Annotated in this window: 19 protein-coding genes and 1 tRNA gene; 12 read left to right on the top strand and 8 right to left on the bottom strand. The window is 51.6% G+C overall.

Annotated features, from left to right (window positions below):
• Nucleotides 1-13: 13 nt before the first annotated feature.
• Nucleotides 14-769, bottom strand: coding sequence for a hydroxyacylglutathione hydrolase (gloB, locus tag C1192_RS11835; protein ID WP_001515750.1), 756 nt, complete (start codon nt 767-769; stop codon nt 14-16).
• Between the two features lie 33 nt (nt 770-802).
• On the opposite strand from gloB, the gene C1192_RS11830 reads away from it, so the two are divergent.
• Complete coding sequence (locus C1192_RS11830) at nt 803-1,525, top strand: class I SAM-dependent methyltransferase (protein ID WP_038354633.1); 723 nt, start codon at nt 803-805, stop codon at nt 1,523-1,525.
• Here the strand turns inward: C1192_RS11830 and rnhA are convergent.
• Complete coding sequence (rnhA, locus tag C1192_RS11825) at nt 1,522-1,989, bottom strand: ribonuclease HI (protein WP_038354632.1); 468 nt, start codon at nt 1,987-1,989, stop codon at nt 1,522-1,524. The genes C1192_RS11830 and rnhA overlap by 4 nt on opposite strands.
• Nucleotides 1,990-2,053: 64 nt before the next feature.
• Here rnhA and dnaQ point away from each other — a divergent pair, with 64 nt between their 5' ends.
• Complete coding sequence (dnaQ, locus tag C1192_RS11820) at nt 2,054-2,785, top strand: DNA polymerase III subunit epsilon (RefSeq protein ID WP_010379295.1); 732 nt, start codon at nt 2,054-2,056, stop codon at nt 2,783-2,785.
• A gap of 132 nt (nt 2,786-2,917) precedes the next feature.
• Nucleotides 2,918-2,994: transfer RNA gene (locus C1192_RS11815), tRNA-Asp, on the top strand.
• A 148-nt stretch (nt 2,995-3,142) separates the two neighbouring features.
• On the opposite strand, the gene C1192_RS11810 is transcribed toward C1192_RS11815, so the two are convergent.
• Genes C1192_RS11810 through tagK form a run of 6 tightly spaced genes read right to left on the bottom strand, consistent with a single transcriptional unit; the run spans nt 3,143 to nt 9,313 of the window.
• Entirely contained in the window at nt 3,143-4,189 is a 1,047-nt protein-coding gene (locus C1192_RS11810; protein ID WP_000450215.1) for a type VI secretion system protein TssA, read from the bottom strand.
• 10 nt (nt 4,190-4,199) lie between these two features.
• Nucleotides 4,200-5,195, bottom strand: coding sequence for a type VI secretion system baseplate subunit TssG (gene tssG / locus C1192_RS11805; protein WP_038354631.1), 996 nt, complete (start codon nt 5,193-5,195; stop codon nt 4,200-4,202).
• The gene (tssF, locus tag C1192_RS11800; RefSeq protein WP_038354630.1) at nt 5,192-7,075 is read right to left on the bottom strand and encodes a type VI secretion system baseplate subunit TssF; all 1,884 of its coding nucleotides are present in this window, start codon (nt 7,073-7,075) and stop codon (nt 5,192-5,194) included. The genes tssG and tssF overlap by 4 nt, the downstream gene beginning before the upstream one ends.
• Nucleotides 7,076-7,090: 15 nt before the next feature.
• Complete coding sequence (gene tssE / locus C1192_RS11795; RefSeq protein ID WP_001515754.1) at nt 7,091-7,585, bottom strand: type VI secretion system baseplate subunit TssE; 495 nt, start codon at nt 7,583-7,585, stop codon at nt 7,091-7,093.
• Nucleotides 7,582-8,412 carry a type VI secretion system accessory protein TagJ gene (locus C1192_RS11790; RefSeq protein WP_038354629.1) on the bottom strand — a complete coding sequence of 277 codons (831 nt, stop codon included), beginning with the start codon at nt 8,410-8,412 and terminating at the stop codon, nt 7,582-7,584. The genes tssE and C1192_RS11790 overlap by 4 nt, the downstream gene beginning before the upstream one ends.
• A complete protein-coding gene (gene tagK, locus C1192_RS11785; protein ID WP_000812393.1) occupies nt 8,402-9,313 on the bottom strand; it encodes a type VI secretion system-associated protein TagK in 912 nt (303 codons plus the stop codon). The genes C1192_RS11790 and tagK overlap by 11 nt, the downstream gene beginning before the upstream one ends.
• A gap of 332 nt (nt 9,314-9,645) precedes the next feature.
• Here tagK and tssH point away from each other — a divergent pair, with 332 nt between their 5' ends.
• The 9 genes from tssH to tssL all read left to right on the top strand — a co-directional run bounded on the left by tssH (nt 9,646) and on the right by tssL (nt 19,318).
• Entirely contained in the window at nt 9,646-12,288 is a 2,643-nt protein-coding gene (tssH, locus tag C1192_RS11780; RefSeq protein WP_038354628.1) for a type VI secretion system ATPase TssH, read from the top strand.
• 100 nt (nt 12,289-12,388) lie between these two features.
• Nucleotides 12,389-12,934, top strand: a complete 546-nt coding sequence (gene tssB / locus C1192_RS11775; protein WP_000996822.1) for a type VI secretion system contractile sheath small subunit — start codon at nt 12,389-12,391, stop codon at nt 12,932-12,934.
• Nucleotides 12,935-12,958: 24 nt separating this feature from the next.
• Nucleotides 12,959-14,473, top strand: a complete 1,515-nt coding sequence (tssC, locus tag C1192_RS11770; protein WP_038354627.1) for a type VI secretion system contractile sheath large subunit — start codon at nt 12,959-12,961, stop codon at nt 14,471-14,473.
• A 51-nt stretch (nt 14,474-14,524) separates the two neighbouring features.
• Entirely contained in the window at nt 14,525-14,932 is a 408-nt protein-coding gene (locus C1192_RS11765) for a BPSL0067 family protein (protein ID WP_000332236.1), read from the top strand.
• Nucleotides 14,933-14,944: 12 nt separating this feature from the next.
• Nucleotides 14,945-15,397: an STY0301 family protein gene (locus C1192_RS11760; RefSeq protein ID WP_038354626.1), complete on the top strand. Its 453-nt coding sequence runs from the start codon at nt 14,945-14,947 to the stop codon at nt 15,395-15,397.
• 180 nt (nt 15,398-15,577) lie between these two features.
• Nucleotides 15,578-16,063: an Hcp family type VI secretion system effector gene (locus C1192_RS11755; RefSeq protein WP_000312805.1), complete on the top strand. Its 486-nt coding sequence runs from the start codon at nt 15,578-15,580 to the stop codon at nt 16,061-16,063.
• A gap of 67 nt (nt 16,064-16,130) precedes the next feature.
• The gene (tssJ, locus tag C1192_RS11750) at nt 16,131-16,664 is read left to right on the top strand and encodes a type VI secretion system lipoprotein TssJ (RefSeq protein ID WP_001045927.1); all 534 of its coding nucleotides are present in this window, start codon (nt 16,131-16,133) and stop codon (nt 16,662-16,664) included.
• Nucleotides 16,665-16,667: 3 nt separating this feature from the next.
• On the top strand, nt 16,668-18,005 hold the full coding sequence (tssK, locus tag C1192_RS11745; protein ID WP_016248317.1) for a type VI secretion system baseplate subunit TssK: 1,338 nt from the start codon (nt 16,668-16,670) through the stop codon (nt 18,003-18,005).
• The gene (tssL, locus tag C1192_RS11740) at nt 18,002-19,318 is read left to right on the top strand and encodes a type VI secretion system protein TssL, long form (RefSeq protein WP_038354625.1); all 1,317 of its coding nucleotides are present in this window, start codon (nt 18,002-18,004) and stop codon (nt 19,316-19,318) included. Before tssK ends, tssL begins: the two co-directional genes overlap by 4 nt.

Raw genomic sequence — 19,318 nt, 5'->3', positions numbered from 1 at the left:
CAAGAAAGTTTTATCAGAACCTATCTTTCTTTGACCTTAACCATGCAAAACGCTCTTCAGGTTGTTGCAATAATGTTTCTTTATTAATTACATTAATTAAATCAATATCTTCTGTTCTCAAAAAAACATTAATTTGTCGCTCATTTTTCAGAATTACGGGGAGTGTTATTTGATTTTTTGCCCGTAACTCCTTAACTTTACGATAATAATCATTTATGGACAAATCGTGCGGAAGAATACTCAAGGCAAACTTCATATTTGATAAAGTATATTCATGAGCACAACACACCAATGTATCATCAGGAAGTTCACTTAGTTTTTTAAGTGATTGATACATCTGTGGTGGAGTACCTTCAAATATCCTCCCGCATCCTCCAGAAAACAAAGTATCGCCGCAAAATAGATAAGGATTACTGAAGTAACAGATATGTCCTAAAGTGTGACCTGGTGTAGCAATTACACTAAATTCATGCCCTAAAACGAAGGCAGTATCGCCATCTTTGACTACCTGCGTTGTTCCCTTATCTTGTGTCTCTTCGGGTCCATACACCACAATTTGCGGATACTTTTCTACCAGTTCTTTTACACCGCCAACGTGATCGTGGTGATGGTGAGTGAGGAAAATCGCTACTGGTTGCCAGTTGTTATCTGAAATCGCCTTTAATACAGGTTCTGCCTCTCCCGGATCGACAATCAGGCAACGACCTGCTTCATCAGACAAAACCCAGATGTAATTGTCATCAAAGGCGGAAATACTGTTAAGATTCATAGATTACCTCTCAGTGCGAAACGGAAGGTTGTGATGAAACCGGCAAGGAACCCTCAAACTGTCGTGGCTCCTGATTGCTGGGGCGATTTGCCCTGGGGAGAGCTTTATCGCAAGGCGCTGGAGCGTCAGCTCAACCCATGGTTCGCTAAAATGTATGGTTTTCATCTGCTTAAGATTGGCAATTTAAGCGCAGAAATCAATTGCGAAGCGTGCGCGGTTTCTCATCAAGTGAATGTTTCTGCACAAGGAACGCCCGTACAAGTGCAGGTGGATCCGCTTCATCTTCCTTTTGCCGATAAATCCGTCGATGTTTGTCTACTGGCGCATACGTTGCCGTGGTGCACTGACCCGCATCGTTTATTACGCGAAGCCGATAGGGTATTGATTGATGATGGTTGGCTGGTTATTACTGGCTTCAATCCCATCAGTTTAATGGGATTACGTAAACTTGTGCCGGTATTGCGAAAAACATCGCCCTATAATAGACGGATGTTTACCCTGATGCGGCAACTGGACTGGCTTTCTTTGTTGAATTTTGAAGTAGTGCATGCCAGCCGTTTCCATGTTCTCCCGTGGAACAAATATGGTGGAAAACTATTGAGCACGCATATTCCTGCGCTTGGTTGCTTACAACTTATTGTTGCCCGGAAACGGACTATTCCTCTAACGCTCAACCCGATGAAACAGAGCAAAAACAAACCGCGAATTCGCCAGGCGGTTGGTGCCACCCGGCAATTTCGTAAGCCGCAGGCTTAAACTTCGGCTTGATAGCCCGTATCTTCCAGCGTGGGATTCATCGCTGCTGTGCGAGCCAGTTCATCGCAACGTTCGTTTTCCGGATGCCCGGCATGGCCTTTAACCCATTCCCATTTGATTTGATGCTGACCCAACGCGGCATCGAGACGTTGCCAGAGATCGACATTTTTTACCGGTTTTTTGTCTGCGGTTTTCCAGCCCCGTTTTTTCCAGTTATGGATCCACTGGGTGATCCCCTGGCGGACATACTGGCTGTCGGTACTCAAAATGACTTCGCAATGTTCTTTTAACGCTTCCAGCGCGACAATAGCAGCCATCAACTCCATACGGTTGTTGGTGGTGCGGGTGTAGCCTGCGCTAAAGGTTTTTTCGCGTCCGCGATAGCGTAAAATAGCGCCATAACCACCCGGCCCGGGATTACCCAGACATGAACCATCGGTGAAAATTTCTACCTGTTTAAGCATCTCTGGTAGACTTCCTGTAATTGAATCGAACTGTAAAAAGACAAGTCTGACATAAATGACCGCTATGAGCACTGCAATTACACGCCAGATCGTTCTCGATACCGAAACCACCGGTATGAACCAGATTGGCGCGCACTATGAAGGCCACAAGATTATTGAGATTGGTGCCGTTGAAGTGGTGAACCGTCGTCTGACGGGCAATAACTTCCACGTTTATCTGAAGCCCGATCGGCTGGTAGACCCGGAAGCCTTTGGCGTACACGGTATTGCCGATGAATTTTTGCTTGATAAGCCCACGTTTGCCGACGTAGCTGATGAGTTTATGGACTATATCCGCGGCGCGGAGCTGGTGATCCATAACGCAGCGTTCGATATCGGCTTTATGGACTACGAGTTTTCGCTGCTCAAGCGCGATATTCCAAAGACCAATACCTTCTGTAAGGTAACCGATAGCCTTGCGGTAGCGAGGAAAATGTTTCCTGGCAAGCGCAACAGCCTCGATGCGTTATGCGCTCGCTATGAAATAGATAACAGTAAGCGTACGCTGCACGGGGCATTACTCGATGCTCAGATCCTGGCGGAAGTTTATCTGGCGATGACCGGTGGTCAAACGTCGATGGCTTTTGCGATGGAAGGAGAGACACAGCAGCAACAAGGCGAAGCGACAATTCAGCGTATTGTGCGCCAGGCAAGTAAGTTACGCGTTGTTTTTGCGACAGATGAAGAGCTTGCAGCGCATGAAGCCCGTCTTGATCTGGTGCAGAAGAAGGGCGGAAGCTGCCTCTGGCGGGCATAATTATCCGTTGAAGGCGCTAAAAATAGCACGTTGGGCGATTTTTGCAGCAAACGATTCAAAAGATGAGAAAAACCGTTGACGAAGAACGAGGCAGTCCGTAATATTCGCCTCGTTCCCAACGGAACACAACGCGGAGCGGTAGTTCAGTCGGTTAGAATACCTGCCTGTCACGCAGGGGGGCGCGGGTTCGAGTCCCGTCCGTTCCGCCAGTATTCAGAAAGCCCGAATCAGTAATGATTCGGGCTTTCGTCGTTTTGGACGCTGAGGGAATTTGTTGCCCCAGAATTAAAACGGATATGATTTAAAAAATGGCCACATAATATAATGGCCAGCCGTTATACATTCCGTCCATTTCTGTTATTCCAGCGCATCCCATTTCTCCAGCAGTTCTGCTGGAATTTCATTTATTACCTCCGAGAAGCGTTTTCCAATCAGCCGTTCCGCCTGGCGCAGCAAGGGAATAGTCGGGCTGCTCGGTTCGCTGTGCTCAAACCATCGACGTATAACTCGTAAACGTTCCAGCGCGTCGTTCCGGTCACGGATCTGCCGGGGTTCTGCGCCGGGCAGCGGAGATATTCCCACCGCAGTATGTACCGGTGGCACAACGTGCTCTGCCTGTATCTGTTCAGTATGATCGATGGCGGCGTTCTCCGGCTGTTCAGCCTGCGGTTGCGGCGGGATCTCCGGCGTGGTGCTCTGCACCGCTCCTGGCAATAGGGCCAGCAATTGTGTAAGACGCGAAAAGTCCGGGGCATGATCATTCAGCGTTGCACGCGCATGACATTGCAGGCGCTCTGTGGTTTCCGAGGCCTGGCGAAAGGCATCCAGCGGCAGTGCGCCTTGAGCTTCCAGGTCGGCCAGTTGCTGGCGTACTGATTCTGGTGCCAGCGCATCCGTCGGGCGTGATGCAGACAGCGAACGCTCCACATCCCGTACCTGAAGGCGCATAGCAGCATTGTTTGACAGCATAATGCCACGAATATCCGCCATTACTCCTTCGTGGTCCAGCAGCGCCGACAGCGCGTTACTGCGTGCTACTGTAGCATCTTCGGCGGTGATATCTTCAGTCGCGAGCAGTTGTGGATGGATGGTGTCCGGGTACGTGGCGCACAGCATTTCCAGTAAGGTAAATGCCTCCGCCAGCCCTCTGGCACCGGCCTGCTGGATACGGCAGCGCAGCAGGACAACCAGAATACGGATATCTTTACTGCGCGTCAGCAGGCGGCGGGCATCCCGCTCAAGCTCCGCCCAGTTAATGGTTTCCGGCGTACTGACAAAATCGCCGTATTGCGCTTCTTCACGCGGCGTTGCGCGGGTGAACAGCAGTAGGTATTCAGGATCGTACTCCAGATCCGGGCCACATGGGCATTCAGCCGAAACAGGGTCAGCCAGAGATGTTTCCATTAAATTATCCTCAGTACGCCAGATAGTGTTCAGGTTCGAAAATCATGCCCGTCACCGGGTTATCATGCATGGCCTTTCCAGCCCAGGCAGTCCAGCCAAGCTGGTATGGGCCGCCTGTAACAACCGGAGGTGCAGTGTGTGGTTTAAGCTGTAGCTCAATTTCCCAGCAGTATTCAAAACCGGTGAAGGCGCGAACCAGTTCCGTCAGCACCGGCAAATTATTGCCGCCAGGCAGAAAACGTTGGTAATCCTCTAGTGTCAGCGAACCAATGACCAGCCGAAACTTATACTGCATGTCCGGTACGGCCTGTCCTATGAGTGCGCCGTTGCCAATAACGGAAGAGGGGGCAGGAATGCCCAGTCGGGTGATCTCGTCATTTGCTACGGCTATCCAGTGCAAAACGTACTCCTGTACCCGGAATGGCACGCCGAAATAGTGCGCCAGCGTGGCTGCCAGTCCGTCCGGATTGCGGGATTCACGCACCAGATGAGCCGATGCCGCAAGGCGAACGTGATCCGGCAACGGGCTGTCGGCGCATTCCCGCAAATCCTGTCCGCTGAGACTGGCGATATAAAAGGCAAAGCGGTCATGTTGCGGATTATCCAGACCGCCCCCGGCGGACTGAGCGCTGCGCCATGCCTGGTAAAATTGCGTCAGCCAGCGGTGATGAAAAAGATCGGAAAAACGAGTTAGTGTCGGATCGCGGCGGCTTTCGGTCCGGTTATGTGCCAGTTCTGTGTAGTGCAGCGGTAGCGGGCCGTTCGGCCCCCACAGCCCGAGGCTGTAAAGGCTGATGTTCAGTCGTCCTTCCTGCCAGCTCACACTGGCGATTTCCCTTGGTGCAAAGGTCAGCGCAGGTGTTTGTCCCAGGCGAAATTTTTCCATCCTCGGTTGCCATGTGCCGCCAGCCGGGATGGTGCACAACTGCACATCAACGCGACGCATCAGGTTCAGAAAACCGTAACGCCAGGGAGTTTCCTGCGCCTGCGTGAAATTGCCGCTCATATGCTTCCCCGCTGTCCAGCCCTGACCGGCCAGGTCATAATTCTGCCGCGCTGCATGCTGTGTAGCGTCATTTGCGAGAAGGTGTTAATGGAAACATGACGGGCGATATAATGCTCCAGCACCAGACCGAACAGATATGGACTGATACCCGAGAAGCCTTCTTCATCCACGGTCAGTTCACAACTGACGCCTCGACCATAGACCAGCAAACCGGAACCTGGCAGACGACGTGTGACCGGTGTCGTTTTGCAGCCAACCAGACTACGCACCTGACGCGACAGCGGACTGTCATGCGCCGGAATAAACAGGCTCAGCAGATCGCGCAACGCCTGGCCGCCGGTGCGGTGATCCAGATCGGCCAGTGGCAGATAATTAAAAGATAACTGGCGGATCAACCGCCAGGCCATTTCACGTTCAGCCAGCGGGGGCTGCGGCGGTCGCGGTGGACGGATAAGCCCGACGCCCGCCACCGGGATTGCCGCATCCACGGTCAGGTCGTTCCGGCCATTGCGTGTAATAAGACAGGGGAGATCGCGGTTGGTTATCATGGCCGTGATGGTGATATGGCGCAGATTTTCCGGGTACGGCGCTTCATACTGATCAACCAGTGACAGGAACACTTCCGAACCCGTATAGGGGGTTCGGGTGCCGTAACGGCGGGCGTTTTCTGATAAGCGGCGCGGTTCCCGGCGCAGGGAAAAATAACGCCCGTGGTTGCCTTCATCGTTATTGCGCGTGTGGTAGAGCGGGCGAAAGGCTATCTTCCGTGTGGTGTCAGTTTCCAGCCCTTCCACTTCCTGAACCGAGAACACCTCATAATCCAGTGGATGGGTTCTGTCTACTACCAGATGCTGCTCCGTCGTGCTGTGCGTGACGTCGATCCGGGCGGTGACTCGGGGGAACAGGTTGACAACCGGGGTACAGAATAGACTGAGCTGTGGGGCATCCGTCTGGTGGCTAAGCCAGTCCGGCGGCAGGCGGTTCAGCAAAATGACGATTTCCGCCACGCCGCCGTGAATTTTCTGTAGCCCGGCAGACAGTCCCGTTGGTGTGAAAAAATAAAATCGCTCCGGGCAGGCGAAATATTCATGCAACAGGTTATGGCCGTGGAATACGTTCCACGCCAGCGGCAGTAGTCCCTGATCCGGCTCCAGACCCTCATACATGACGGGCTGTTTCAGGTTCACATCCAACATGCCGTCAAAATGGCCCGGAACGCCAACCAGTGTGGCGATAGCGCTGGTATGCAGCAGTTCGAACAGGTGTGAGGCCGTGCGTTCCTCGCCGCAGAGATAAAGCGGCAGCCTGTCCAGCCCGGCAAGCTGGCTGAAAGTCAGTTCACCGAAGGTGCGCAAGGTAATACGCAGCGCGCCAGCAACGTGAATGTTAGCAGGCAGGTAGCGGTGCAGGGCGGGCATATCTGGCGGTGCGGCGGTCAGACGTGCTTCTTCGATGGCAAGTGGCCACAGTGTCACATCCTGGCTGCTGCGAAACTGACAGGCGGTGCTTTCACCTTCCGGGATGGCGGAAAAAAAGGCAGTGCTGCGCGGTACGGTGAACCCCTTTGCCAGATCACCTTCTTCCGGGTCGGGATGGAGTTGCGCCACACTCATTGAGGGCGTGGGGGTAACGTAATTAGGGCTGACGACCTCCAACAGACGCTGGGTGAATCGGGGGAATTCAGCATCAATTTTAAGCTGCGTGCGGGCGGTCAGGAAGCTGAAGGCCTCGACCATCCTTTCTACATACGGATCGGCAATATCCGTTCCATGCATACCCAGCCGGGCGGCGACTTTAGGATGACGGGCGGCAAATTCGGCTCCCGTTTCCCGCAGATAGCTCAGTTCGCGGTTGTAGTATTCCAGTAGCCGTGGATCCATCGGTCACCTTCTGTATTAAAAAAATGTAATGTGGCTCTGTTCCATATCCAGCACGCTGCGTACCCGAAATGCTGTAGGGTACGGCTGCGTGAGGATTTCGCCGCGAATTTCAAACTGTAATGTGTTATGACCGCTCTGGCGGCGCTCATCCTGGAGCGGGATGATTTGCAGAGTGGATGCTTTCAGGCGGGGTTCAAACCGAATGATGGTACGTAAAATGGCCCTGCGGATATCGTCCCATTTGTGTTCATACAGAAAGCTGCCAGCCAGCGGCGGCAGACCGTAGTTCAGTACGGAAGCCGCAGCCTGCGGGTAACGCGCGGCATCAATATTATCTTCATGACTGACCGTGTTGAGCAAAAATGACAAATCCCTACGGATGATCTCCCTGAGCTGTACCGGACTGACGCTGATATCGTGGTCGCGCTTCTGCTGTGGAGCATCGTCACACAGTCGATCAAACAATGTAGGCATCAGGTGGTTGCTATGGCGCAGGCGAAAGTCGCTCATGCGTCACTACCTTCGGGCGCATTAAAGGTACAGGCGGTCATATCCAGCAGGCTGATATCGCCGTGACTGGTGAGCCACATTTTTTGTCCCAGTGCCGTAACCAGGGTATCTCCTGGCCCGTCCTGCCAGACGGTTTCCCGGCAAAGGCGTAAGGTGTCAGAAGCTCTTTCAGAACCGCTGTAGCGGGAAAACAGCCAGGCGCTGTGCGTGTCACCGTTATGCAGGGTGATGTTGACGGGTTTCCAGAGCAAATCGGTCAGATGCACGGGCCGTGGCGATTTCAGCGAACGAATTTGTGAAAATGGCAGCCAGATATATACACCGCCCGCGATCAGTTCGAGTACCGGGCCGGTACGGGAATCACTGTCACTAATCCAGTCAAATTTATCGCCATTCCACTGCCCGGTAGTGTCTGTGATGGCCTCAAGTGCGCGGTTGCGGTGGACATCAGCTTCCTGCGCTTCACCACGGGTGTTACCGGTGAGGGCGGCCAGCAAATTCTCCATCCACGCGGGCGGGGAGAGAATAAAACCGGGACGCTGTTCCCCCTGAAAGCAGGTGTGGCGGTATATCTCACAGCGGATCAGCTCCCCAAATATCTGAGCCTCTCGGGTATAATTAGCGTCTATTCGGGCGCAAAGCTGAATTTGTTGTAGCGCCCGCGACCAACAGCCTGTCACGCACAATAACTGAAACAGATTGTGCCGATGTGAAGCCAACGTCGGCTGCTTCTTTACCTGTTGCTCCGCTATCTGAATTCCTTCCGCTACAGAATAATCCCGCAACAGCGCCGACAACATCGCCGGTAGCACGTTATTATTTGTCATGATAAATATCTCCGTGTTGTACCGGGGTGACCCGGTAATGACTGTCAATGCCGATGATGCGGTGCTCACGTTGTGTCAGGTCGGGTAGAATGGCGTTATGTATCGTTTCCTGTGCATATTCCGGGGAAAGCAGATGCAGGATATCGGGGAGAATCGTTTCGACAGGCCAGGTGGTTTCTTCTTCGCCGGTGGTATCCAGCACATCGAGAATCGCGTCAATACTTAGCCCACCAGTGACTATATCCTGCAATGTATCAGTTTCAGAGGTCAGGCTGCATAAGGAGGTCAGATCCTGTGTGACTGCCTCTTCGTACAGGGGAAAAGGATCAACATGGTGATGAATATCCTGTTCGGGGGACGACAACGCTTGGCGGTATTCTTGATAAAGAAGGGGGAGTGGGTTATCTGTTTCTGGGGCAACTTCTGTGGTGACTGCGCCGTGGATCGGAATGATATCGAACGGGTTTTGCGGTTGTGTTTGCTGTTGTCGAAACCAGTCGAGATCGAGATACTCAATCATTGTTTTTGGCGAAGCGGTAATCTGCGCTGTCGTCTTTTCCACGTGTAAAGCCGTGGATGGTAGGTTACCGCGCACAAGACACCATGAAGATAATCCCCATTCAATCAAGTCTCCTTCGTTCAGGCGCATACGGTGATGCGGCTCGACAATCTGATCATTTACCGTGCAACAATATTCATCAGACTGATTAATTATCCACCATGCCTCTTCGTGGCGGGTCAGACTGAGGGCAATCTTTACATCATCATTTGCCTCAAAAACAGGGATCCAGGGAGTGGTAACGGTGAAGATAATTTGGGTTCCTGCAGTCGCATAAATTGTGTTATCGGAGATCCCATGCGCCTGTATTTTTTGTAGTCCCCAGGTAATATTTTGTTTCATTGCATATCACTGTGTAGAGTGTTTTTTTCAACAGAATAATTAATTAAAATTTTTAGATAAGCAATACTGACCAATTTGCTTTATCAATATTAGTCTTCGCGGAAATATATAGTGGTGATTTTTAGTGTAATATATTCATAATATATATGAAATTAAATTGCCATATTGAATATCACCATAAAAAAGATACTAACTGCTATATTACATTGTGTTCTGTGATATGCATCATTGTTTCATTCTGGGTTTTTGATGATTCTATTAATTAGGAATTTTAATCGATACAGTTATGCTTATGTATCATTTATATGATTTTACATCATCAGGTGTAACAGATGGACACTCCTGTTTCACGCAGTGCACTATATGGAAAGCTGACCAAATCTTTATTTAGATCTTTGGAATCCGCGACAACGTTCTGTAAATTACGTGCTAATCCTTATGTCGAACTGACACATTGGTTGCATCAACTCATACAACAACCAGAGAATGACATTCACAATGTGCTTCGACACTATCAAATAACATCTGCTGATGTAGAGAATGCGTTAATTCGACAACTGGAGATATTGCCTGCCGGGGCGAGTGTAATTAACGATTTTTCCCATCATATCGATCTATCTGTCGAAAAAGCCTGGATGTTGGCAAGTATCCGTTTTGGTGATCAAAAAATTCGTAGTGGTTGGTTATTACTTGCCTGGTTAACCACGCCAGAATTGCATCGGGTGTTAAAAAATATCTGTGCGCCTTTAGCTGGGCTACCGGTAGATGAACTATTAGATATCCTTCCGTCTTTAATCACATCATCTTCTGAAATAACAGAAATGCCATATGACGGCTCGGGTTTGAATTCTGCAGTACCGGGGGAAGCTAGCCAGGTATTTGCCAGCGAATCAAGCGGAAGTAAATCTGCGCTGGCGAAATACTGTCAGGACATGACTACACTGGCGCGTGAAGGCAATATTGATCCGGTCACCGGCCGCGAACACGAAATTCGTACCATGACGGATATTCTGCTGCGTCGTCGGCAGAACAATCCGCTGCTGACCGGCGAGGCGGGCGTCGGGAAAACGGCTGTGGTGGAAGGATTTGCGCTGGCGATTGCCCGGGGCGAAGTGCCGCCTTCACTGCGAAACGTGCGTCTGCTGTCGCTGGATGTCGGGGCGCTGCTGGCCGGGGCGTCCATGAAGGGCGAATTTGAATCCCGCCTGAAGGCGCTGTTGGAAGAGGCTGCGCGTTCGCCGCAGCCGGTTATTCTGTTTGTCGATGAAGTTCACACCCTGGTGGGCGCTGGTGGTACATCCGGTACGGGCGACGCTGCCAATCTGCTGAAACCGGCGCTGGCGCGTGGCACCCTGCGCACCATCGGCGCAACCACCTGGAGTGAGTACAAACGCCATATCGAAAAAGATCCGGCGCTGACCCGGCGTTTTCAGGTGTTGCAGGTGGCAGAGCCGGAAGAGGTTGCTGCTGTTGAGATGGTACGCGGGTTAGTCACCACGCTGGAAAAACACCATGACGTCCTGATCCTTGATGAGGCTGTGCGCGCCGCCGTACAGCTTTCTCACCGTTACATTCCGGCCCGGCAGCTACCGGACAAGGCTATCAGCTTGCTGGATACGGCGGCGGCCCGTGTAGCGCTGTCGCTGCATACCCCACCAGCGAAAGTCCAGTATCTGCGTCAGCAGCTCAATGCCGCCGAACTGGAGCAGGAGTTGTTATTAAAGCAGGAAAAAATGGGTATCCGCGCAGAGCGGGGCGACATACTGACGATACGGATCGCCTCACTGAATGTAGATCTTTCTGACACCGAAGCGCGCTGGCAGCAGGAACTGGAGTTGGTTCATACCTTACAGGAACAGCGTGCCGCAGAGCCCGATGAGCGTGATGAAACCACGTTACAACAGTCGGAAACTGCATTACGAGTCTGGCAGGGTGAAAACCCCATTGTGTTCCCGGAAGTTAACGCGGCGGTGGTGGCAGCGATTGTCTCCGACTGGACAGGCATTCCCGCCGGGCGCATGGTGAAAGATGAAGCCAGCCAGATCCTCGAACTCCCCATCCGTCTGGCGCAGCGTGTTACCGGGCAGATGGATGCGCTGGTGCAGATTGGTGAGCGTATCCAGACCGCGCGGGCGGGTTTAGGTGACCCGCGTAAACCAGTGGGTGTCTTTCTGCTGGCTGGGCCGTCCGGTGTGGGTAAGACCGAAACCGCGCTGGCGCTGGCGGAAGCTATTTACGGCGGCGAACAGAACCTGATCACCATCAATATGAGTGAGTTTCAGGAGTCCCATACCGTCTCCACGCTGAAAGGTGCGCCGCCCGGCTACGTGGGCTATGGCGAAGGCGGCGTGTTGACGGAAGCTGTACGTCGTCATCCCTGGAGCGTGGTGCTGCTCGACGAAATTGAAAAAGCCCATCATGACGTCCATGAGTTGTTCTACCAGGTATTTGATAAAGGCGCGATGGAGGATGGCGAAGGTGTCCACATCGATTTCAAAAATACCACGCTGTTGTTGACCACTAACGCAGGAGCGGACCTTATCAGCCAGATGTGTGAGGATCCGGCGCTACTGCCTGATTTGTCAGGATTAAAAGAAGCCTTAATGCCGGAGTTACGCAAACACTTCCCGGCTGCTTTCCTAGGACGGGTGACGGTTATCCCCTATCTGCCGCTGGATGAGACGGCGCGTGGCGTTATTGCCCGCCTGCATCTTGACAGGCTGATGGATCGGATGGCAGAGCAGCATGGCGTTTCACTCGTCTATGGCGATGAATTAATTACGCACATAGTGGCACATTGCCCGATGCACGAAACCGGCGCTCGTTTGCTTATCGGCTATATCGAACAACATCTCCTCCCACAACTGTCCCGTTATTGGTTGCAGGCGATGACAGAGAAAACAGCCATCACGCAAATCCGCATTCGTGTTGATGAGGATGAACAGATTATTTTTGAAACGGTTCATGAAGCATGATTTATCCGTATGAACCAACTGTTTGCTGTGCATTTTTAAACTGTACCGTTGAACCGCTCTCCTGGCGGTCGGCGGCTGACTGATAAGGAAATGAAGGATTATGGCTATCAACAACAGCGCGCAGAAGTTTATTGCCCGCAACCGTGCGCCCCGCGTGCAGATTGAGTATGACGTTGAGATTTATGGCTCCGAAAAAAAAATCGAACTGCCGTTTGTCATGGCGGTGCTGGCCGATCTGGCCGGTAAGCCACGTGAAGAGTTGCCCACAGTAACCGATCGTAAATTCCTTGATATTGACATCGACAATTTCAACGAGCGAATGAAGGCTATTGCGCCGCGCGTGGCGTTTGCTGTCCCCAATACGCTGACGGGCGAAGGGCAGTTAATGGTCGATATTACGCTGGAGAATATGGATGATTTTTCACCTGCGCAGATTGCCCGCAAGGTGGACGCCCTGAACCAACTGCTGGAAGCACGTACTCAGCTTGCCAACCTACAAACCTATATGGATGGTAAAGCAGGAGCAGAAAATCTGATCAATAAACTCTTACAAGACCCGACGTTACTGAACGCTCTGGCCAGTGCACCAAAACCTGTCACTCAACAGGAAAGTGTCTTATCAGGTGAAACGGGAACAACAGACTAACTGCGATTTTATTAAGGAACTTTCATGGTAAACGATACTCTTCTGGCGACAGGCGATCTCACTGCTGAGCAAAGCACAGCCTATCAGGACACTGAATTTGATTCACTGCTGGATAAAGCCTTCCGTCCCAAGACACCTCAGGCTGCAAAGGCTGTTGAGGCTGCAGTTCAGACGCTGGCCCAACAGGCTCTGACAAATACAGTCACCGTCAGTGACGATGCTTACAAAAGTATTGCTACGATTATTGAGCAGATCGATTTCAAATTAACGGAACAGATCAAGCTAATCCTGAGTCATCCGGATTTTCAGAAACTGGAGTCTTCCTGGCGTGGGATGGAACATTTGGTTTACAACACCGAAACCGATGAAAAATTAAAAATCCGCTTTATGAACCTTTCAAAGGATGAATTGCGGAAAAATATGAAGCGTTACAAAGGGATCGCCTGGGATCAAAGCCCCATGTTCAAAAAGCTGTATGAAGCTGAATATGGGCAGTTAGGCGGAGAACCCTACGGTTGTATCATTGCGGATTATTATTTTGATCACACCCCGCCGGATGTGGATCTGCTCGGCTCCATTGCCAAAGTGGCTGCCTCAGCCCATGCGCCGTTTATTGCCGGGGCCTCTCCGTCAGTGTTGCAGATGGACTCCTGGCAGGAACTGGCTAACCCGCGTGATCTGACCAAAATTGTGACCCAAAACCTCGAATATGCTCCGTGGAATTCGCTGCGAAAAAGTGAGGATTCTCGTTACATTGGCCTGACGATGCCACGTTTTCTCTCCCGTTTGCCTTATGGTGCGAAAACAAACCCTGTCGATGAGTTTGATTTTGAAGAAGATGCAGATGGTGCAGACCACAGCAAATATGTCTGGAGCAATGCTGCCTATGCAATGGGCGTAAATATCAACCGTTCTTTCAAACATTACGGTTGGTGTACGTTGAACCGTGGTGTGGAGTCTGGTGGTGCGGTGGAAAACCTACCCTGTCATACATTCCCTACCGACGATGGTGGTGTGGACATGAAATGTCCGACGGAAATTGCCATCTCTGACCGTCGGGAAGCTGAACTGGCGAAAAATGGTTTTATCCCGCTGATCCACCGCAAAAACTCTGATTACGCCGCCTTCATTGGCGCACAGTCGTTGCAAAAACCACAGGAATATTACGATCCGGACGCCACGGCCAACGCCAATCTCTCCGCACGCCTGCCGTATCTATTCGCCTGCTCGCGGTTTGCGCACTTCCTCAAATGTATCGTGCGCGACAAGATTGGCTCGTTCAAAGAGCGTGAAGATATGCAGCGCTGGCTCAATGAATGGATCATGAACTACGTTGATGCCGATCCGGTGAACTCCTCGCAGGAAATCAAAGCCCGCCGTCCGTTGGCTGCTGCTGAGGTAGTGGTGGAAGAAGTGGAGGGGAATCCGGGTTATTACGATGCCAAATTCTTCCTGCGCCCGCATTTTCAGCTTGAAGGATTAACAGGATCGCTGCGTCTGGTGACAAAACTGCCGTCAGTAAAACAGGGAACCGCCTGATTTTTATGAATATTTGAATGAATGATGTCGGGTAATACTCAGGGGGGATATATGGCATATGTTTATGGACTGGTAGATTCATTGCAGGGCACTGAAATGGTGGGAATGGCGGGGGCAGGAGACAGAAAGGAATGTGTGTTCTTGGTTCAGGTATATGCACATGTGGGGCATACCGGAACGTGGAAGCAGGGTCGGAAGGTTTTCGGAGACAAATCGATTCCCAGAGGAACAGCAATTGCGACTTTTGTGAATGGGAAATATCCATCGGGGGACAATGCTCATAAACATGCTGCTTTCTATCTCGAACAGGATGATTCGTATATTTATGTTATGGATCAGTGGACAGGCAAAGCCTCGAATGTATCTGCGCGCAAAATCTCCAGAAAAGGTGGGATGCGCAGTGATGGGACATATCATGATGCCAGTAATAACGCTGAAGCTTTTTATGTTATTGAGTAGAGGATAGATTCAATGGGGACCCGTTTTATTTTTTCTCTGTTATTGGGTTATATGTTGTTTTATTCACAATTTGTTGCAGCGTGGGAAGTCAGTTGCCCCGAGTTTATCAATATAAAATCCTCAACGACAGTACTGGAGTCGGATGTACCTGCATTCTGGCAGGGATCTTCCCGCTATGAACCCCGTCTGTGGCTGGACGGCGTAGGAATGTCGCAGGGAAAACCTGAAAATCGGATAGATCTAAAACCAGAGACAGAGAAAATAAAGGGTGAAACCAGGCAAATATGGGATACCACAATGACCACTAATCAGGATAGTGAGCGTTACTGGGTTTCTTGTATTTATAACCACGGACAGGTTTGGTTATCACAACCAGTACCAGCATCTGCAACACAGTGCCAGGCATCTTCTTTACAGCGTCAGCGGGAACAAGGAGAGTCATTGATATCTGTGATATGTAAATAGACGTAATACATTCAACATGTAAATTAATTAAATACTGGTATCTCATTACCGGAAATTATACAGCCTTCTGTTCTTCTGAAATAAAGGAGAGGGGGTTCTGTACGGCAATGGTTTATCTGCATTCAGCTATGCAGATAAATCAGAGATTATTTTTAAGTAATTCTTAATAAGGAAATAAAAATGGCTTATGACATTTTTTTGAAAATTGACGGCATTGACGGCGAGTCAATGGATGACAAACATAAAAATGAAATTGAGGTGCTGAGCTGGCGCTGGAATATCCACCAGGAATCCACCATGCACGCGGGCAGCGGCTTGGGATCCGGTAAAGTCTCCGTGACTAACCTGGAGTTTGAACATTATATCGATCGCGCCAGCCCGAACCTGTTCAAATACTGCTCCTCCGGCAAGCACATTCCGAAGTCCATCCTTGTCATGCGTAAAGCAGGCGGCAATCCGCTGGAATACCTCAAGTACACTTTTACTGACCTGATTGTGGCTGTGGTTTCCCCCAGTGGTAGCAAGGAGGGCGAGATCGCCTCCCGCGAAAGAGTCGAACTCTCTTTCAGCACCGTGAAACAGGAATACGTGGTGCAGAACCAGCAGGGCGGCAGCGGCGGCACTATCACGGCAGGTTACGATTTCAAAGCTAACAAAGAAATTTAAGCAATTTTTTTCCGGCCAGGTATATAGCCTGGCCGTTATTTATTATTTGATTTTAAAGGAAATTACAGTGAATAAATGGCGTGACCCCGGTTGGCGGTTATGGGCGGTAGCGTTGTTTTTTATCTGCCTTTTGCCCGGGTGCAGCATTGACAGCGACACCGTGCCGGACCTGATGTCACAGCGACTTGATCTGGTGATGAAGGCTTCCGATAAGGTGAACCCAGACAATCAGAAGAAAGCCGCGCCCATAGAGATACGCGTTTATGAACTGAAAAATGATGCAGCTTTCACGGCGGCGGACTGGTGGTCTCTTCAGGACAATGACAAAACTGTTCTTACCGATGATTTACTGCACCGCGACAGCTTTATCCTACGTCCGGGCGAGGAGAAAAAGCTGCGTCGCTCTCTCAATAAAGAAACCACGGCACTGGGGATCCTTGCTGGCTATCGCAATCTGGGAAAATCGGTATGGCGAGTCACGTATAAAATTCCTGATCCCCCGGAAAAAAGCTGGTACAGCCGCTTTATGCCAAAGAAAAAAGTCGAACTGGATGCCGGTATAGAGCAAAGCGCCATAGTGATTAAAGAACGGGATGAGTAAATTATGAGTTGGAATAACCGGGTAGTCTGGAGTGAAGGGCAATTTTTGCTGCCACAGATGTTTCAGCAGCAGGAACGCTATCTGGAACATGTCATTCATTACCGCAGTTTGCCTCTTTCCCCCTTTTTCTGGGGCTTCAGTGAATACGGCATTGACAGTGAAGCACTGAACATCGGAAAGCTGGTACTCACGAAGGCTTTTGGGGTGTTTGCCGACGGAACACCGTTTAATGCGCCGGGACACACACCACTACCGCCGCCTCTTACCATCCTGCCAGAGCACCTTAACCAATTGATTTATTTGGCGGTGCCAATACGCACACCGAACAGCGAAGAAACCAGTTTTGGCAATAATCCAGAATCGCTGGCACGCTTTTCGGTTCATGAAAATGAAATCCGTGATGCAAACTCATTGGGGCGCGGCGCACAACTGTTGCAACTCAGCCACCTGCGCCTCCGTCTGTTGCCGGAAAAGGCGGTGACGGATGCGTGGATCGGCCTGCCGCTGACACGTATCACAGCATTGCATCCAGAGGGGCGGGTTGATATTGACGAAGATTTGATCCCGCCGGTGGTGAACTATCAGGCAAGTTCACTGATATGTACATGGTTGTCGTGGATCAACGATCTGATCAAAATGCGGGCAAATTCTCTGGCTGAGCGATTGACGGGCAGTGATAAACACGGCCATGAGGCGGCGGAAGTGTCGGATTACCTGCTATTGCAAATTCTCAATCGTTTTGGCCCCTTACTGATCCATATGTCGAAAACGCCGCTGTCGCCTGAAGTGCTCTATCGTAATCTTTGCGCACTGGCCGGAGAACTCTCTACCTACGTGCGTCCGCAAACACGCCGTCCGGAAAAATATAAAGAATATAAGCACCTGACGCCCTATGCCGGGCTGAAATCGGTGGTAGATGAGGTGCAGTATCTGCTAAATGCTGTGCTGATCCGCGGGGCGCAGCGAATCACTCTGGAGGAGGGAACTTACGGTATTCTCAATGCGGTGATTGAACCTACCGAACTGTCAGATTTCAGCTCGTTAGTATTGGCGGTGAAGGCGCAGATGTCCGCCGAAACCTTGCTGCAACATTTTTCGGCTCAGACCAAAATAGGGCCGTCCGAACGCCTGCCGGAGCTGATTCGTTCGCACCTGCCGGGCCTTGCTTTACAGGTGCTGCCGGTGCCGCCGCGTCAGATTCCGTTCCAGTCCGGTTATATCTATTACGACATCCGTCGCGACGGCGTGCTGTGGGAACATATCGCCCGCTATGGCGGCATGGCAATGCATACCGCCGGAGAATTTCCAGGGCTGGAGCTGTGGGGAGTTCGCGATAAATGACCGACGATATTCTGACGCATCCTGCGATGAATACCCAGCCATTCCAGCCATCAGTGGGGGGGACAAAACCACCTGATAATGAAGGTTATGATATCGCAATACAGGACAGCCTTCGCAGGGAAGATATAAAGGTGGTGGTTGAAGACGGCCCGGATATGAAACTCCGGCTGGCCGAAATCACCGCTGCCGCTAATCCCCTGCTGGCGGCGGCAAGTCCGCTGCTGTGCGCACTGGCGCAGATGCCCCGTGAACTTGCCCCTGCTTTTGTCGAACATTACCGCGCCCTGCTGGAGCGTGAAGTTCGTCGGTATCAGACGCTGTGCGACCAGGCAAACCTGCGCCGCGAACATGTGTTGGCGGTGCGCTACTGCCTGTGTACGTCGCTTGATGAAGCCGCCAACAACACCACCTGGGGACGACGCGGTGTCTGGGCTGGGAAGAGTCTGCTGGTCACTTTTCATGGCGAAAGTGAAGGTGGCATCAAACTATTTCAGATAATTGGTCGTTTGGCCTCCAGCTTCCAGGAGCACAGCGATGTGCTGGAAATTATTTACCACATTCTGGGGCTGGGTTTTGAAGGTCGCTACAGCGTACGGCCCGACGGACGTAAGCAACTGGACGATATTCGCCAGCAACTGCTGACCCAACTGGTCCAGCGCCGCGATCCGGTCACGCCGACGCTCTCGCCGGGATTTACCGGAGCTGTCAGCGGACGGATGCGCCGGATGCGCCGGGTGCCGGTCTGGCTGAGTGCCGGAATAGCTCTGCTGGTGATGCTGACGTTGTTTGGCCTTTACAGCCACCGGATGAATCTCGCCACCTTAACCGTACAGCAGCATATCGACGCCATCGGTAAACACCTGTCGCCGCCACCGATTCCGGTGCACAAACTGCGACTGAAGATCCTGCTGGCGAACGAAATTGCCCGTGGCCTGCTGACGGTGGAGGAAGATGACCATCACAGCCGTGTGATCTTCCGAGGCGATACGATGTTTATACCGGGGCAGAAAACCGTAAATGATGCGCTCCGCCCGGTGATTGATAAGGCCGCGCGCGAGATTGCGCGTGTGGGCGGTGCGGTGACGGTGACCGGTCACACCGACAGCCAGCCTATCCACTCCGCTGAATTCCCGTCGAATCAGGTGTTATCAGAAAAACGTGTGGCAGAAGTGGCTTCGTTGCTGACGTCCGGTGGCGTTTCGGCCAGCCGGATCCGGGTTGTCGGGAAAGGGGATACCGCACCAGTGGCCGATAACAGCACTAAAACCGGACGGGCGCAGAATCGCCGGGTGGAAATTCTGGTGGTGGAGTGA

The sequence above is a fragment of the Escherichia marmotae genome (assembly GCF_002900365.1).
Lineage (GTDB): Bacteria > Pseudomonadota > Gammaproteobacteria > Enterobacterales > Enterobacteriaceae > Escherichia > Escherichia marmotae.
The sequence above is the reverse complement of the archived record's forward strand: the minus strand, read 5'-3'. Positions and strand labels throughout refer to the sequence as shown.

Coding starts and splice junctions, on each gene's coding strand:
- gloB (WP_001515750.1), bottom strand. CDS start 769: ATGAATCTTAACAGTATTTCCGCCTTTGATGACAATTACATCTGGGTT.
- C1192_RS11830 (WP_038354633.1), top strand. CDS start 803: ATGAAACCGGCAAGGAACCCTCAAACTGTCGTGGCTCCTGATTGCTGG.
- rnhA (WP_038354632.1), bottom strand. CDS start 1,989: ATGCTTAAACAGGTAGAAATTTTCACCGATGGTTCATGTCTGGGTAAT.
- dnaQ (WP_010379295.1), top strand. CDS start 2,054: ATGAGCACTGCAATTACACGCCAGATCGTTCTCGATACCGAAACCACC.
- C1192_RS11810 (WP_000450215.1), bottom strand. CDS start 4,189: ATGGAAACATCTCTGGCTGACCCTGTTTCGGCTGAATGCCCATGTGGC.
- tssG (WP_038354631.1), bottom strand. CDS start 5,195: ATGAGCGGCAATTTCACGCAGGCGCAGGAAACTCCCTGGCGTTACGGT.
- tssF (WP_038354630.1), bottom strand. CDS start 7,075: ATGGATCCACGGCTACTGGAATACTACAACCGCGAACTGAGCTATCTG.
- tssE (WP_001515754.1), bottom strand. CDS start 7,585: ATGAGCGACTTTCGCCTGCGCCATAGCAACCACCTGATGCCTACATTG.
- C1192_RS11790 (WP_038354629.1), bottom strand. CDS start 8,412: ATGACAAATAATAACGTGCTACCGGCGATGTTGTCGGCGCTGTTGCGG.
- tagK (WP_000812393.1), bottom strand. CDS start 9,313: ATGAAACAAAATATTACCTGGGGACTACAAAAAATACAGGCGCATGGG.
- tssH (WP_038354628.1), top strand. CDS start 9,646: ATGGACACTCCTGTTTCACGCAGTGCACTATATGGAAAGCTGACCAAA.
- tssB (WP_000996822.1), top strand. CDS start 12,389: ATGGCTATCAACAACAGCGCGCAGAAGTTTATTGCCCGCAACCGTGCG.
- tssC (WP_038354627.1), top strand. CDS start 12,959: ATGGTAAACGATACTCTTCTGGCGACAGGCGATCTCACTGCTGAGCAA.
- C1192_RS11765 (WP_000332236.1), top strand. CDS start 14,525: ATGGCATATGTTTATGGACTGGTAGATTCATTGCAGGGCACTGAAATG.
- C1192_RS11760 (WP_038354626.1), top strand. CDS start 14,945: ATGGGGACCCGTTTTATTTTTTCTCTGTTATTGGGTTATATGTTGTTT.
- C1192_RS11755 (WP_000312805.1), top strand. CDS start 15,578: ATGGCTTATGACATTTTTTTGAAAATTGACGGCATTGACGGCGAGTCA.
- tssK (WP_016248317.1), top strand. CDS start 16,668: ATGAGTTGGAATAACCGGGTAGTCTGGAGTGAAGGGCAATTTTTGCTG.
- tssL (WP_038354625.1), top strand. CDS start 18,002: ATGACCGACGATATTCTGACGCATCCTGCGATGAATACCCAGCCATTC.